Source organism: Marinobacter sp. (genome assembly GCF_041984545.1).
Classification (GTDB): Bacteria; Pseudomonadota; Gammaproteobacteria; order Pseudomonadales; family Oleiphilaceae; genus Marinobacter.
The window spans coordinates 1-13,506 of the sequence record NZ_JBHIXV010000006.1; the positions used below are offsets into that span (position 1 = coordinate 1).

At 58.6% G+C, this 13,506-nt stretch carries 15 protein-coding genes; 12 read left to right on the forward strand and 3 right to left on the reverse strand.

Going from position 1 to position 13,506, the window contains the following annotated elements; genetic code table 11:
- The first annotated feature begins 171 nt into the window (after positions 1-171).
- The 12 genes from ACFC20_RS04225 (at position 172) to ACFC20_RS04280 (ending at position 10,575) form a co-directional block, all read left to right on the forward strand.
- Positions 172-1,722 (forward strand): 2-isopropylmalate synthase, encoded by a 1,551-nt coding sequence (locus ACFC20_RS04225; RefSeq protein ID WP_375191918.1) that lies wholly within the window; start codon positions 172-174, stop codon positions 1,720-1,722.
- A 31-nt stretch (positions 1,723-1,753) separates the two neighbouring features.
- On the forward strand, positions 1,754-2,545 hold the full coding sequence (locus ACFC20_RS04230) for a 2-isopropylmalate synthase (protein ID WP_375191919.1): 792 nt from the start codon (positions 1,754-1,756) through the stop codon (positions 2,543-2,545).
- The gene (rimI, locus tag ACFC20_RS04235) at positions 2,545-3,030 is read left to right on the forward strand and encodes a ribosomal protein S18-alanine N-acetyltransferase (RefSeq protein ID WP_375191920.1); all 486 of its coding nucleotides are present in this window, start codon (positions 2,545-2,547) and stop codon (positions 3,028-3,030) included. The genes ACFC20_RS04230 and rimI overlap by 1 nt, the downstream gene beginning before the upstream one ends.
- A gap of 94 nt (positions 3,031-3,124) precedes the next feature.
- Positions 3,125-4,705, forward strand: a complete 1,581-nt coding sequence (prfC, locus tag ACFC20_RS04240; RefSeq protein ID WP_375191921.1) for a peptide chain release factor 3 — start codon at positions 3,125-3,127, stop codon at positions 4,703-4,705.
- A gap of 24 nt (positions 4,706-4,729) precedes the next feature.
- Positions 4,730-5,515, forward strand: a complete 786-nt coding sequence (locus tag ACFC20_RS04245; protein WP_375191922.1) for a TatD family hydrolase — start codon at positions 4,730-4,732, stop codon at positions 5,513-5,515.
- Between the two features lie 192 nt (positions 5,516-5,707).
- Complete coding sequence (gene rplM, locus ACFC20_RS04250; RefSeq protein ID WP_008176556.1) at positions 5,708-6,136, forward strand: 50S ribosomal protein L13; 429 nt, start codon at positions 5,708-5,710, stop codon at positions 6,134-6,136.
- 12 nt (positions 6,137-6,148) lie between these two features.
- Positions 6,149-6,541: a 30S ribosomal protein S9 gene (gene rpsI, locus ACFC20_RS04255; protein WP_064226992.1), complete on the forward strand. Its 393-nt coding sequence runs from the start codon at positions 6,149-6,151 to the stop codon at positions 6,539-6,541.
- A gap of 242 nt (positions 6,542-6,783) precedes the next feature.
- Complete coding sequence (gene petA, locus ACFC20_RS04260; protein WP_091991857.1) at positions 6,784-7,377, forward strand: ubiquinol-cytochrome c reductase iron-sulfur subunit; 594 nt, start codon at positions 6,784-6,786, stop codon at positions 7,375-7,377.
- A complete protein-coding gene (locus tag ACFC20_RS04265) occupies positions 7,377-8,609 on the forward strand; it encodes a cytochrome bc complex cytochrome b subunit (RefSeq protein ID WP_091991855.1) in 1,233 nt (410 codons plus the stop codon). The genes petA and ACFC20_RS04265 overlap by 1 nt, the downstream gene beginning before the upstream one ends.
- The gene (locus ACFC20_RS04270; RefSeq protein WP_375191923.1) at positions 8,609-9,364 is read left to right on the forward strand and encodes a cytochrome c1; all 756 of its coding nucleotides are present in this window, start codon (positions 8,609-8,611) and stop codon (positions 9,362-9,364) included. The genes ACFC20_RS04265 and ACFC20_RS04270 overlap by 1 nt, the downstream gene beginning before the upstream one ends.
- A 108-nt stretch (positions 9,365-9,472) precedes the next feature.
- Positions 9,473-10,102, forward strand: a complete 630-nt coding sequence (locus ACFC20_RS04275; RefSeq protein ID WP_375191924.1) for a glutathione S-transferase N-terminal domain-containing protein — start codon at positions 9,473-9,475, stop codon at positions 10,100-10,102.
- 59 nt (positions 10,103-10,161) lie between these two features.
- The gene (locus tag ACFC20_RS04280; protein ID WP_375192020.1) at positions 10,162-10,575 is read left to right on the forward strand and encodes a ClpXP protease specificity-enhancing factor; all 414 of its coding nucleotides are present in this window, start codon (positions 10,162-10,164) and stop codon (positions 10,573-10,575) included.
- Between the two features lie 55 nt (positions 10,576-10,630).
- On the opposite strand, the gene ACFC20_RS04285 is transcribed toward ACFC20_RS04280, so the two are convergent.
- Genes ACFC20_RS04285 through ACFC20_RS04295 form a run of 3 tightly spaced genes read right to left on the reverse strand, consistent with a single transcriptional unit; the run spans position 10,631 to position 13,418 of the window.
- Positions 10,631-11,221, reverse strand: a complete 591-nt coding sequence (locus ACFC20_RS04285; protein ID WP_375191925.1) for an SIS domain-containing protein — start codon at positions 11,219-11,221, stop codon at positions 10,631-10,633.
- Between the two features lie 10 nt (positions 11,222-11,231).
- The gene (locus ACFC20_RS04290) at positions 11,232-11,597 is read right to left on the reverse strand and encodes a YraN family protein (protein WP_375191926.1); all 366 of its coding nucleotides are present in this window, start codon (positions 11,595-11,597) and stop codon (positions 11,232-11,234) included.
- Positions 11,598-11,624: 27 nt separating this feature from the next.
- Complete coding sequence (locus ACFC20_RS04295; RefSeq protein WP_375191927.1) at positions 11,625-13,418, reverse strand: penicillin-binding protein activator; 1,794 nt, start codon at positions 13,416-13,418, stop codon at positions 11,625-11,627.
- Positions 13,419-13,506 lie beyond the last annotated feature (88 nt).

Here is a 13,506-nt window from a genome sequence, read left to right on the forward strand (position 1 = left end):
GCCGATGGTAGTGTGGCGTTGCCCATGTGAGAGTAGGTCATCGTCAGGCTCCTAATACCAAAACCCCAGCATCCTTGATGCTGGGGTTTTTTATTGGCCGGATAAAAGTTCCCGCGTTCGCGGTGATATACTCTTTCCACTACAACCCCAATCCCCCAATGGAGCCTGACAATGCCTGCGACCGACCATCTGGTAATTTTCGATACAACGCTCCGTGATGGCGAGCAGAGCCCCGGGGCGACCATGAACAAGGCCGAGAAACTCCGCATCGCCAAGGCCCTTGAGAAGCTTCGGGTGGATGTGATCGAGGCGGGATTCGCGATTGCCAGTCAGGGCGACTTTGAGGCGGTAAAAGCCATCGCCGAGTCGATCAAGGAATCCACGGTCTGCAGCCTCGCCCGGGCGCTGGATAATGACATTGACCGCGCAGCGGAGGCTATTCGGCCGGCGGCGAAAGGGCGTATTCATACGTTTATTGCAACCTCTCCTATCCACATGAAGCACAAGCTGCAAATGCAGCCGGATGAAGTGGTTGAGCAGGCGGTTCGGGCCGTGAAGCGTGCTCGCAGCCATGTAGACGATGTCGAGTTCTCCTGTGAGGATGCCGGCCGTTCAGAGCTGGATTTTCTCTGCCGGATCATCGAGGCTGCGATTGACGCGGGCGCCCGCACCATCAACATTCCGGACACGGTGGGCTACGCCATTCCCGAGCAGTTTGGCGAGACCATCCACCAGTTGCTCAACCGGATTCCAAATGCCGACAAGGCGATCTTCTCGGTGCATTGCCACAATGACCTGGGCCTTGCCGTGGCCAACTCCCTGGCTGCCGTGTCCATGGGTGCCCGGCAGGTAGAATGCACCATCAACGGTCTGGGCGAGCGTGCCGGCAACGCGGCGCTTGAGGAGATTGTGATGGCTGTGCGCACCCGCCAGGATCTGTTCAATATCGATACCCGGATAGATACCCAGCACATCGTGCCGGCTTCGCGGCTGGTGTCGACAATTACCGGCTTTCCGGTTCAGCCCAACAAGGCCATTGTCGGGGCGAACGCCTTTGCCCACGAATCGGGCATCCATCAGGATGGCGTCCTCAAACACAGGGAAACCTACGAAATCATGCGGGCCCAGGACGTGGGCTGGCACACGAACAGCTTGGTACTGGGCAAACATTCCGGTCGCAACGCGTTCCGGACCCGGCTGCTCGAACTCGGTATTCAGTTTGAAACGGAAACCGAGTTGAACGAAGCCTTTACCCGTTTCAAAGCGCTGGCCGACCTCAAGCATGAGATTTTCGATGAGGATCTCCAGGCCATTGCCAGCGATACCCGGCAGAAAGAGGAAGAAGGCCGGTACGGACTGGTTTGCATGCAGGTTTGTTCTGAAACCGGTGTGGTGCCAAAAGCCAACCTTACCCTCACGGTCGATGGCAAGGAGCACCAGGTGGAGGCGGAGGGCAGTGGCCCGGTGGATGCCACCTTCAAGGCCATTGAGTCCCTGGTGGATTCCGGTTGTAACCTGCAGTTGTATTCGGTCAACAACATCACCAGCGGCACCGACGCCCAGGGCGAAGTCACGGTGAGGCTTGAGCGCGGTGGCCGGATTGTGAACGGCGTCGGGGCCGACACGGACATTATCATCGCTTCCGCAAAGGCTTACATTGAAGCGCTCAATCTGATCAGCCGGGGTGGCGTTCGGCAGCATCCGCAGGTGGCGGATGTCTGAAGCAGGCAATCAACAGAGACAGGCATCCTGAATGATTCGAACCGAAACCGAGCGGCAGTTTTACCTGGGCACCGTGGGCATTCGCCTGTGGTACGCCCGCAGGCCGTTACCCGGTGCGGCCCCGAGCCCTGATTTCGAGTTCCTCCCGGAGCCGCCCCGTGGCGACCAGGTAACACCGGGACCGGTTGCATCCCCCGGTATGAAACCCGGAGCGGCCAGGAAATCGTCACCGTCACAAACGAAGGCGAGAGACGGCGGAGCGCGCATTGCCGACCTTCAGGCCCTCATGGAAGACCAGCCCGTCGCCCGCAAAGGGCCGGAGCAGGAGCCAGCGGCTACCACCCCTGGATCGGAGGCCGCGAGGGAGTCAGACAGTGAGAGATCAGATCGGCCCGTCTCCGGATTGGGCGAGGTCATCGATATCAGGATCTGGGCTGGCAACCGGGTGGCGTTGATTGCCGACTTTTCTTCAGACGCCAGTCAGCGGCTTCAGGAAGTCCTGGCCGCCAACATTCTGGCCAGCGTTGGAGAGCAGCGGCCCCGTGACCTGGGCCGGATCGGCTGGCCAATCTTCAACAATCTGCGAGTTCTGGCCAGGACTGGCAGTGACGTGCAGGAGGTCCTCCGCAGCCTGGTGGCTGGAATCAATGAGCATGAGATCATGGTGCTCAGGAGTGCGTCAAAGGGCAATAGTGACTGGATTGCAGAAGCCTTTGGGCGGTCGCCGGCGGTGAACTTTTCCTATTCACTGGCTGAGCTTGCGGGTGATGCGGACCTCAAGCGCAAGCTCTGGCACCTGATCAAGCCTCTGGGCGCCCGTTGATGGCTCGTCCAGGTGTCTATCAACAGGTCCTGCTGTCCGATCTGCAACTGAGACCTCTGGTAGAGGAGGACCTGCCTTCGGTTCTGGATATTGAGCGCCAGGGCTATTCCCACCCATGGAGCGAGGCCGTTTTCCTCGACTGTTTCAAGGACAGTTACCGCCTCTGGGCTGCCAGCCAGGGGGATCAGCTTGCGGGCTATGCCGTTGTTGCCTACATGGCCGGCGAGGCGCACCTGCTCAATCTCTGTGTCCATCCGCTGGCCCGGGGGCAGGGCGTCGGGGGGTACCTCCTTAAACACCTGCTTGCCACCGCCGCCCACGAAGGCATGTCGCAGCTGCTATTGGAAGTCCGGGTAAGTAATCGGCCCGCCATTGATCTGTATCGTCGGGAGGGCTTTCGCGAGATCGGGCAGCGCCCCGGATACTACCCCGCCCCCGATGGCCGTGAGGATGCTCTGGTCATGGTTCGCACGCTGTCGCGGTAGCTCGCAGTCCATACGCCGGTGTTCGCGAATTCAGACCATAGGCCCTATAATGACGGCCTTTTTACGAACTTCAGATTCAGGTTCCGTTTCGATTATGTCTACCCTTTCCAAGGAAGTGGCCAAGCGCCGTACCTTCGCCATCATATCGCACCCGGACGCCGGTAAAACCACCATTACCGAGAAGGTCCTTCTGTTCGGGCAGGCTATCCAGAAGGCGGGAACCGTCAAGGGCAAGAAATCGGGACAGCATGCCAAATCCGACTGGATGGAGATGGAAAAAGAACGGGGCATTTCCGTCACCACCTCGGTGATGCAGTTTCCTTACGGTGGCCGGCTGGTGAACCTTCTGGACACGCCGGGCCACGAGGACTTCTCGGAAGACACCTACCGGACGCTGACTGCCGTGGACTCCTGCCTGATGGTGATCGACAGCGCCAAGGGCGTTGAGGAGAGAACCATCAAGCTGATGGAAGTTACTCGCCTTCGCGATACCCCGATCCTGACCTTCATGAACAAGCTCGACCGTGACACGCGGGACCCTGTGGAGCTCATGGATGAGGTTGAGGACGTGCTCAAGATTGCCTGTGCGCCGATCACCTGGCCCATCGGTATGGGTAAGAGCTTCAAGGGCGTCTACCACCTGTTGCGGGACGAGGTGATTCTTTACCAGTCTGGCCAGGGGCACACCATTCAGGAGAAGCGGGTCATTTCCGGGCTGGATAATCCCGAGCTGGATCAGGCTATTGGCGCCTACGCCTCAGACCTGAGAGACGAGATCGAACTGGTCAAGGGGGCATCCCACGAATTCGACCAGCAGGCGTTTCTCGCCGGTGAGCTGACCCCGGTGTTCTTCGGTACCGCCCTCGGTAATTTTGGTGTGGATCACATGCTGGATGGTCTCGTGGACTGGGCGCCGGCGCCACAGCCCAGGGAGACCGACCAGAGACTTGTGGAGCCGGCGGAAGACGGCTTTTCAGGCTTCGTCTTCAAGATACAGGCCAACATGGATCCCCAGCACCGGGACCGGGTGGCCTTCCTCCGCATTGTGTCTGGCAAATACAGCCAGGGCATGAAGGCACGCCATGTGCGCATCGGAAAGGAGGTTCGGTTCTCTGACGCTCTGACCTTCATGGCCGGAGACCGCGAGCACGCAGACGAAGCCTTTGCTGGCGATATCATCGGACTGCATAACCACGGCACCATTCAGCTGGGCGACACCTTCACTGCGGGCGAGGACATGAAGTTCACGGGTATACCGAACTTCGCTCCGGAACTGTTCCGCCGGATCCGCCTGAAGGATCCGCTCAAGGCCAAGCAGTTGCAGAAAGGCTTGATCCAGCTGTCCGAGGAAGGCGCGGTGCAGGTGTTCCGGCCGCTTCGCAACAACGACCTGATTGTAGGCGCCGTCGGCGTACTGCAGTTTGATGTTGTGGTCAGTCGCCTGAAAAGCGAGTACAAGGTGGAAGCCATCTACGAGCCGATCAACGTGGCGACGGCGCGCTGGGTGACCTGCAAGGACGAGCGCAAGCTCGACGAGTTCCAGCGCAAGAACAACGACAACCTGGCGCTGGATGGCAGCGACAGGCTCGCCTACATTGCGCCAACCATGGTAAACCTGAACCTGGCTCAGGAGCGTTACCCGGACATTCAGTTCCACAAAACCCGGGAGCATTGAGGTTACCGGGGCAGGGAGGTGACCATGGAGTTGATTGACGCCCATTGCCATTTCGACTTTCCCCGCTTTGACGACTGCCGCGCTGCTGAGCTGGAGGCCGCTCGCGCCCAGGGCATGAGCCGCCTGGTCATCCCGGGCGTAAGACGCGCCGACTGGGCGCGCGTGCAGAAGACGGCGAACGCCCATGAAGGCCTCTACTACTGCCTGGGCATTCATCCCTGGTTCGTTGCCGAGCATGCCGAGGAAGACCTCGAGGAGCTGCGCCGGCAACTGGTTGCCAGGCCTGCGGGGTGCGTGGCCGTGGGTGAGTGTGGTCTTGACCGTTTGCATGGCAGTCTTGACGAACAGTGGCCCTGGTTTGAGGCGCAGATCAATCTGGCCTCGGAGCTTGCGCTGCCACTGGTGGTGCATTCGGTCAAAACTCATGACGAGATTCACGGTTGCCTGAGGCAGCGCCATTGGTCCGGTCGTGCGTTGATCCACGGGTTTTCCGGCAGCAAGGAACAGGCCGGCAAGCTGGCCGATCTGGGGTGTTTTATCGGCATTGGGGGCGTGATTACCCATTCGCGGGCCCGTAAGACCCGGGAGGCGGTTGCCGGATTACCCCTGGACTGCCTGGTGCTGGAAACCGACGCCCCGGATATGGCGCCGGAGGGGGTGGACAAGGGGCGCAATTCCCCTGTGTATCTGCCGCAAATTTTCCGGGCCCTTTCAGGCATCCGGCCAGAGCCTGAGGACGTTCTGGCCCGGGCTCTGATCGACAACGCGTACCGACTGTACGGCTGGCCCGGCGTGCGGATAAGTGAATAACGAAACAGTGTGGCGCGGGGTTGGTTTTCCCGGGTGGTTCGAGTATACTTCGCGCCCTGGCTTTTCAAGGCGATGTCATTATCTCAGCCCCGAATGATGGCAGCGCAACACAGGTATGGAACCTCCTCCGGATGCCTTGCATTTACCGGTGGTGGTTTTTAACGTTTCTTTTATAGCGTTCAAGGCGGAATCATGAAGACTCTGAGTGCGAAACCAGAAACAGTAAAACGTGACTGGTACGTTGTAGACGCAGCCGGCAAGACGCTGGGTCGTCTGTCAACCGAAATCGCCCTTCGTCTGCGGGGCAAGCATAAGCCTGAGTACACCCCTCACGTAGACACCGGCGATTACATTGTTGTGATCAATGCGAGCCAGGTGCGGGTTACCGGCAAAAAAGCATCTGACAAGATGTACTACAGCCATACCGGCTTTCCAGGTGGAATCAAATCCATCAACTTCGAGAAGCTGGTCGACAAGGCGCCCGAGCAAATCATCCAGAAGTCTGTCAAAGGCATGCTTCCGAAAGGCCCGCTCGGCCGTGCCATGTTCAAGAAGCTGAAAATCTATGCCGGCGCTGAGCATCCTCACGCAGCCCAGCAGCCCAAAGAACTCGACATTTAACGGAAGGCGGATATGTCTGTAGCACAAAATTACGGTACTGGTCGCCGCAAGACATCCACGGCTCGGGTTTTCATCAAGCCGGGAAGCGGTAACATCTCCATCAATGGTCGCTCCATCGAAGATTTCTTCGGTCGTGAGACCCTGCGCATGATCGTTCGTCAGCCGCTCGTGGTTGCCGAGTCCACCGATCGTTTCGATATCAACATCACTGTCAAGGGTGGTGGTATCAGTGGCCAGGCAGGCGCTATTCGTCACGGCCTGACTCGCGCTCTGATGGACTATGACGAAACCCTGCGTCCGGCTCTGCGCAAAGCGGGTTACGTTACCCGTGACGCCCGTGAAGTCGAGCGTAAGAAAGTGGGTCTGCGCAAGGCGCGTAAGCGTCCTCAGTACTCCAAGCGTTAATCACGCTGGTGCAGAACCGAAAAAACCCGACCCTTCCGGTCGGGTTTTTTTATGTCTTGCCGGTTGGTCCCCGAATTGACGTGGCGCAGGGTGTGGGCGTCTGGCCGGGGCTTTCCGACTTGTAAGCCCCTGGTAATTTCATTACCATTTGGGCGCTTATATTTTTGGGTTGTGAAGTCCTTTAAGATGCACGTGCCGGCGGTTCTGCGGGCTGTAGCATCGCCTGATGGGAGAAAACCATAATGAGTAATGGCGACGTTAGCCAGGGCCGGCGCCGGTTTTTGATCGGTGCTACGTCTGTGGTAGGTGGAGCGGGCGTCGTCGGTGCGGCGGTTCCGTTTCTGGGGTCCTGGAACCCCAGCGCAAAAGCGGAAGCAGCCGGTGCACCGGTAACCGTCAATGTCAGCAAGATTGAGCCCGGTCAGCAGATTACGGTCGAGTGGCGCGGTAAGCCGGTCTGGATCATCCGCCGAACCGATACCATGCTTGAAAACATCGAGAAGCTGAATGAGGAAGTGAAAGATCCTCAGTCAGAAGCGCCTCAGCAGCCGCCGTACATTGACGGTATCTACCGCGCGCTCAAGCCGGAAATCGCAGTGCTCGTCGGGCTCTGTACCCACCTCGGTTGCGTGCCCAGCTACCGCCCGGAAGTGTCCCCGGAAGACCTGGGCGAGGACTGGCTGGGCGGTCTGTTCTGTCCCTGCCACGGCTCCAAGTACGATCTGGCTGGCCGGGTCTATGAAGCGCAGCCTGCGCCGTTGAACCTCGAAGTGCCGCCATACCGTTACGACGATGACGACACCCTGACCATTGGTCTTGATCCGGAGGCTGCGTGATGAACAAGTTCATTAACTGGGTGGATGAACGTCTGCCGGTCGTTGACGCCTGGAACAAGCACGTCGGCAAGTATTACGCGCCGAAGAACTTCAACATGTGGTACTTCTTTGGCTCTCTGGCCATGCTGGTACTGGTAAACCAGCTGGTTACCGGCATCTGGCTGACCATGAGCTACAACCCGACCGCGGAAGGTGCCTTCGCCTCCGTGGAGTACATCATGCGTGACGTTCAGTGGGGTTGGTTGCTCCGTTATCTGCATTCCACGGGCGCATCTGCTTTCTTCATCGTGGTCTACCTCCACATGTTCCGCGGCCTGATGTACGGCTCCTATCAGAAGCCCCGTGAGCTGATCTGGATCTTCGGCATGTTGATTTACCTGATCCTCATGGCCGAGGCGTTCATGGGTTACCTGCTGCCCTGGGGGCAAATGTCCTACTGGGGTGCCCAGGTTATCGTTAACCTGTTTGGCGCTATTCCGGTCATCGGTGAAGATCTGTCGCTCTGGATCCGTGGTGACTACCTGATCTCGGGTATCACACTGAACCGCTTCTTCGCCCTGCACGTGGTGGCCCTGCCCATCGTTCTGCTCGGTCTGGTGGTTCTGCATATCCTGGCTCTGCACGAAGTGGGTTCAAACAACCCTGACGGTATCGATATCAAGAAGAACAAGGACGAGAATGGCATACCCAAAGATGGTATCCCGTTCCATCCTTACTACACGGTTCACGACCTGCTGGGTGTGGGCGTTTTCTTCTTCATCTTCTTTATCGTGGTGTTCTTCTTCCCGGAAGGGGGCGGGCTGTTCATCGAGAAGCCGAACTTCGAGCCGGCGAACCCGCTGAAAACGCCTGAGCACATTGCCCCGGTCTGGTATTTCACGCCGTTCTACGCGATGCTTCGTGCGGTTACTGTCGACCTGTTCGGCCTCCCTGCCAAATTCTGGGGTGTCGTGGTCATGGGCGGCGCGATTGCGATCCTGTTTGTTCTGCCCTGGCTGGACAAGAGCCCGGTACGCTCCATGCGTTACAAGGGCTGGATGAGTCGTATCGCGCTGGCGATCTTTGTGGTGAGCTTCGTGGTGCTCGGCTACCTGGGGCTGGTGCCTGCTACCGCCGGTCGTACCGCGGTCGCCCAGATCCTGACCGTGCTTTACTTCCTCTACTTTATTCTCATGCCGTTCTACACGCGCATGGAGAAAACCAAGCCAGTTCCAGAGAGGGTGACAGGGTAATGAGAAAGCTGATACTTGGTCTTTTCATCGCAATCCTGCCGGCTCTCTCGCTGGCAGCAGGGTCGTCGGTTCCGCTGGATGAATTTGAGGCGGATCATTCAGACGACGCCTCTCTCCAGAGGGGCGCAGCCCTGTTTACCAACTACTGCATGGGATGCCATTCCATGGAGTTCGCCCGCTACAAGCGTGTGGCCGAAGATCTGGATATCCCGGACGAGCTGTACGAGGAAAACCTGATCTTCACCGGCGCCAAGATCGGCGAGCTAATGAAGAACTCCATGAAGAAAGAAATGGCGGCCGACTGGTTCGGTGCGCCGCCACCTGATCTGACGCTTGAGACCCGCCTACGCGGTGAAGCCTGGGTGTACTCTTATCTGCGTGGTTTCTACAAGGACGAAAGCCGTCCCCTGGGTGTCAACAACGTGGTGTTCCCGAATGTCGGTATGCCCCATGTGATGGTCAGTATGCAGGGGCTGTGTGCGGTGAAGCCGAAAATTGGCGTTGAGGCCTCCGTGGAGCCGCTCAGCGGGAACATCAACAACGCCGACGTGTGTCCGGAGTATGCCATTGAGGGCACCATGTCTGGTGCGGAGTTTGACCAGGCCATGTACGACCTGACCAACTTCATGTCCTACATGGGTGACCCGGTCAAACTGGAGCGAGAGCGCCTGGGGATCTTCGTACTGATTTTCGTCGCCATTTTCTTCGTCTTCGCCTACCTGCTCAATCGTGAGTACTGGAAGGACGTGCACTGAGAAATAGGGTATAATCCCCGTCCCTGAGTTCCAGCGGGCAATAACCGGCCCGCTGGATTTTTGCGTTTTTCAGGATCATTTCGGTTTGTTTACTCGTGAGGTAGTTCTATGGGCGTTGTGACCAAGCGGTCATCAATGACGTTTTTCTCGGATCCTGCCAGCCATTACAGCCACAGGGTGCGTATCGTGCTGGCCGAGAAGGGTGTTACTGTCGATATCGTGGACGTGGATCCTGACAACCCGCCGGGCGAGCTGGCCGATCTGAACCCGTACAACGCCCTGCCGACCCTGGTGGATCGTGATCTGGTGCTCTACGAGCCCAATATCATGATGGAATACCTCGACGAGCGTTTTCCCCACCCCCCGCTTCTGCCGGTTTACCCGGTGGCGCGCGCGAACAGCCGTCTGATGATCCACCGTATCCAGAAAGACTGGTGTGGCCTGGTTGATCAGATTCTGGCGCAACCGACGGCCAAGGCTTCGGAATCGGCCCGTAAGGAATTGAAAGAAAGTCTCCTGGCGACGGCGCCGCTGTTCGGTGAGATGCCGTTCTTCCTGTCTGAGGAATTCACCATCGTCGATTGCTGCATTGCTCCGATTCTGTGGCGATTGCCGGCATTGGGTATCGAGTTGACCGAGAAGCAGGCGAAGCCGGTGCAGAAGTATATGGACAGTATTTTTAGCCGGGAGGGCTTCAAGGCAAGCCTGTCCGACCTGGAAGAAGACATTCGCAGCTGATTGATCCAGGCATCGCCAGCCGGAGCAGGAGAGTGGCAGTGGTAGAGAGCAAGCACACCATGACGTCCAGTCGTCCGTACCTGGTGCGGGCCTTCAATGAATGGATTCTCGATAACGACTGCACTCCCTACATCGTTGTCGACGCCGGTGTACAGGGTGTACAGGTCCCGACGGAGCATGTGGCGAACGGGCAGATCGTCCTGAATATCAGTCCGGGTGCCGTCCGTGGTCTGGTGATTGGCAATGGTGCCCTGGAATTCAGCGCTCGCTTCGGGGGTGTCCCCATGCAGGTGTTTATTCCGTTGCAGGCTGTCATGGCAATCTATGCCAAGGAAAATGGCGAAGGCATGGTGTTTGGCAGTGAGCCGGGCTCCCCTGATCCAGATGGCACCGGGCGTGAACGCGAATCGGATACGTCAAATGGTGGTGAGGAGCGCCCCTCTGGAAGGCCGACCCTGAAAGTGGTCAAGTAGAGCCAGAAAGAGCCAGAAAGAGCCCGAAAAAAGCCAGCAGCCGCTGGCTTTTTTGTTAGCCCCCGAAAAGTTTGCTGTCGATAAGTCCGCACAGGGCGTTGACGATGAGCAACAGAAGCGGGGAAGCCTCCGACGGGCTCAGGTTATTGAGTGCGATCTCGTGATCTTCAGGGTGAAGGAGTGAGGTAATGTCGGATTTCTCCCGGGCACTCAGAACTATCACGTTCATTTCCCGATCGTGGGCCGCCTGAATGGCCTGAATCAGGTTGGCCTTGTGGCCATCGTCGACGATTACGAAGAGCAGGTCACCGGGTTTGCCAATGGCGCGAACCTGGCGTGAAAAAGTGTCATTGAAGCGATTGTCCCGACAGATCGCGGAGTAGGTTGTGGCGTCTGCTCCGAGGTTCAGGGCAGGCAGCGCCGGACGGTCCTGATCGAACCGGTTGAGCAGCGCGGTGCAGAAATACTGGGCCAGGATGTTGGCATTGCCGTTGGCACAGGTGATTATCTTGCCATCCTGGAGCAGAGTGGCCACAAACGCATTGGCAACTCCTTCAATAGCCGGAGCGGTGCTGCTGGCTGCCTGTGCGGTGTGCTCCATATGGCTGGCGAACCATTGGTTGATCTGGTGTTCGGTGTCGGTCATGGTACTTACTTCATGCTGCCAGGATTGCGTTCCGGATCCATTGTACCCGGTATTTGCTGACGGTTCCGGGGGTTATCGCAATAACATCGATGCGTGCTATCCGGTCCCAGAGTCCGTGTTTGTGGAGGTAGAACGAGGCGGCCCGAACGAGTCGCTGCTGCTTGGTGTGGTTGATGGAGCTTGCCGGGTCAACGAGGTGCCCGGGGCCCCGGTAGCGAACCTCAAAGAAAACCAGTGTCTCGCCGTCCTCGCCAATCAGGTCAATTTCGCCGCCGCGATTATACACGTTGCGCTCGATCAGCCTCACGCCTTTGCGTTTGAGATAGCGGGCAGCCACGCCCTCGAAGTGATTGCCGAGTGTTCTGTTGCCATCCATGGCTCCGGGTCCTCATTATGCTGGCAGTCAGTTTTGCGGGGGCAGACTGGCCTCGGTGTTTTCAGTGGTGTCGGTTTCTTCGGGAGCGAGGTCTGGAATCAGTTCGGGAACGCCATCCCGGAACTTTGCCCACAGCTGTTCACGATGAATGCTGCCTTCGCTGGTCATGGTAAGTATGCCCGTGTGTCCGGCAATGGAGGCGCTCTGCACTTGCCTCAATAGCGGCAAGCGCTTGCTCAGTTGCCAGGCATCGGCACCCATGGCGAACAGTCGGCCAGGTTGCCCGCGTGTAGATGACAACAGGTCGGTGGCCTGCTCGCGTAGCTCATTCTCAGCGCCAAGGACCCAGGGGATGTCAGTGAAGGTAACGCCATTGAGATCCCTGTCCCGGCCCGGCGCCGGTGAGCCTTCATACACGATGGATGGGGAATAGACCGGCAGGTCGCCGCCAAAGTAGAAGGCAAAAAGTGGTTTGAATTGGCGGGCGATGGTGGGCTCGGCCACCATTACGATGGCGTCGGCATCCTGCCGGCGGCGCGGCTCGAACTCCACGTCCATGCCGATGGTTCGTTCCACCTGAATGGCCCTGTCCCGGGACACGGTAATGCCCAGCAGGTCTGCGGTTACGGCGCGAAGATTGTCCTCCCGGAAAAAGCGCTCTATATCCAGGGCGGTGCCGCCATGAGTGTCCATCCGTTCAAGTAGTGCCGCCTCCACGCGGTCACCCCATTCACCCTGGGGGATGAGAACCAGCACCTGCTGCAGATCCCGGGCAGCCAGACGATCGGCGATCTGGCGGGCTTCGTCTTCGGCAGAAAGGCCGAACTGGTAGAGGCCATCGGGTGGCTGGATATCGGCGGGCAGGTAATTGAGGCCCAGGGCGGGCACCGGCAACGTGTTCATATTGCCAAGTTGCGCCAGGGCGTCTTTTTCCAGGGGGCCGACAATCAGATCAATGTTCTGCCGTGACAACTGCTGGTACAGATCGGTGAAGGAGGTCTCGGACGTATCGAAGATCCGGATATCAGTTTCGCTCCGGTCGGCCGACTGATCCAGGTAGTAGGCTGCCAGGAACCCGTCCCGTATAGCCTTGCCTGCCGTTGCCAGAGGGCCCTGCATCGGCAGGGCCAGTGCAATTCTTTCCGGCCTGCTTGCAGCAAGACTGGCAATCAGACGAAGTTCCGAGGGCAGCACCTGGGCCGCCGGGTGCCCCGGCCAGTTGTTCTGCCAGCTCCTGATAATGCGGCCCTTCTCATCAATGCTGACGTCCGGCGCCCGGACGAGGCTGGCCAGCTCGAGCCAGCCCTGAGCTTCATAGCCAAGGGCGTCGGCCGAAGCAGACGCCAGTTCCTCATCGGATACCTTCTCCAGGAGTGACCAGATCCGGTTGTGAATCTTCTGGGCATCGGCGGAAGTATCGGTTTGGGCAAGAACCATCAGGGTGTTGGCTGCAGGCAGGGGTTTGCCCGCGAGCAGGAAGGTATCGGCCTGGAGATTGGCGGCCCTTGTGATCAGGTTGGCGGGGTAGTCAACAAAATCGGCAGGCGACAGGTTTGTGGTGAGCTGTTTGGCCCATGATCTGTCTTCCAGCGCGACAGCGCTGGCCATGGCAAGCAGTTGCTTCTGGCCAGCAAGGGCTGGTGCTGGTTGCGCCAGCTGATCGCTCTGCAGTAGTGTTCGTGCGGCCTCGTGATTGCCCTGGTCCTGGAACCGGCTGGCAATCCGGAGCAGATAGGCCTGGGCGGTTTCCGCGTTGTCTTCGTTACCGGCCAGCTGGAGGGCCTCGTTTGCGGTCTGGGCGACGTGTGATTCAAGGTTCACGCTGGCACAACCGGCGGATAGAAGGACCGCGGTTATAATGCTGGCCAGGGCTCGGTGATGAACGCGGATCTTTATCATGGCAGGCTCG

Excerpts from the sequence above, each read along its gene's own strand:
- ACFC20_RS04225 (WP_375191918.1), top strand. The coding sequence starts at position 172 with ATGCCTGCGACCGACCATCTGGTAATTTTCGATACAACGCTCCGTGAT.
- ACFC20_RS04230 (WP_375191919.1), top strand. The coding sequence starts at position 1,754 with ATGATTCGAACCGAAACCGAGCGGCAGTTTTACCTGGGCACCGTGGGC.
- rimI (WP_375191920.1), top strand. The coding sequence starts at position 2,545 with ATGGCTCGTCCAGGTGTCTATCAACAGGTCCTGCTGTCCGATCTGCAA.
- prfC (WP_375191921.1), top strand. The coding sequence starts at position 3,125 with ATGTCTACCCTTTCCAAGGAAGTGGCCAAGCGCCGTACCTTCGCCATC.
- ACFC20_RS04245 (WP_375191922.1), top strand. The coding sequence starts at position 4,730 with ATGGAGTTGATTGACGCCCATTGCCATTTCGACTTTCCCCGCTTTGAC.
- rplM (WP_008176556.1), top strand. The coding sequence starts at position 5,708 with ATGAAGACTCTGAGTGCGAAACCAGAAACAGTAAAACGTGACTGGTAC.
- rpsI (WP_064226992.1), top strand. The coding sequence starts at position 6,149 with ATGTCTGTAGCACAAAATTACGGTACTGGTCGCCGCAAGACATCCACG.
- petA (WP_091991857.1), top strand. The coding sequence starts at position 6,784 with ATGAGTAATGGCGACGTTAGCCAGGGCCGGCGCCGGTTTTTGATCGGT.
- ACFC20_RS04265 (WP_091991855.1), top strand. The coding sequence starts at position 7,377 with ATGAACAAGTTCATTAACTGGGTGGATGAACGTCTGCCGGTCGTTGAC.
- ACFC20_RS04270 (WP_375191923.1), top strand. The coding sequence starts at position 8,609 with ATGAGAAAGCTGATACTTGGTCTTTTCATCGCAATCCTGCCGGCTCTC.
- ACFC20_RS04275 (WP_375191924.1), top strand. The coding sequence starts at position 9,473 with ATGGGCGTTGTGACCAAGCGGTCATCAATGACGTTTTTCTCGGATCCT.
- ACFC20_RS04280 (WP_375192020.1), top strand. The coding sequence starts at position 10,162 with ATGACGTCCAGTCGTCCGTACCTGGTGCGGGCCTTCAATGAATGGATT.
- ACFC20_RS04285 (WP_375191925.1), bottom strand. The coding sequence starts at position 11,221 with ATGACCGACACCGAACACCAGATCAACCAATGGTTCGCCAGCCATATG.
- ACFC20_RS04290 (WP_375191926.1), bottom strand. The coding sequence starts at position 11,597 with ATGGATGGCAACAGAACACTCGGCAATCACTTCGAGGGCGTGGCTGCC.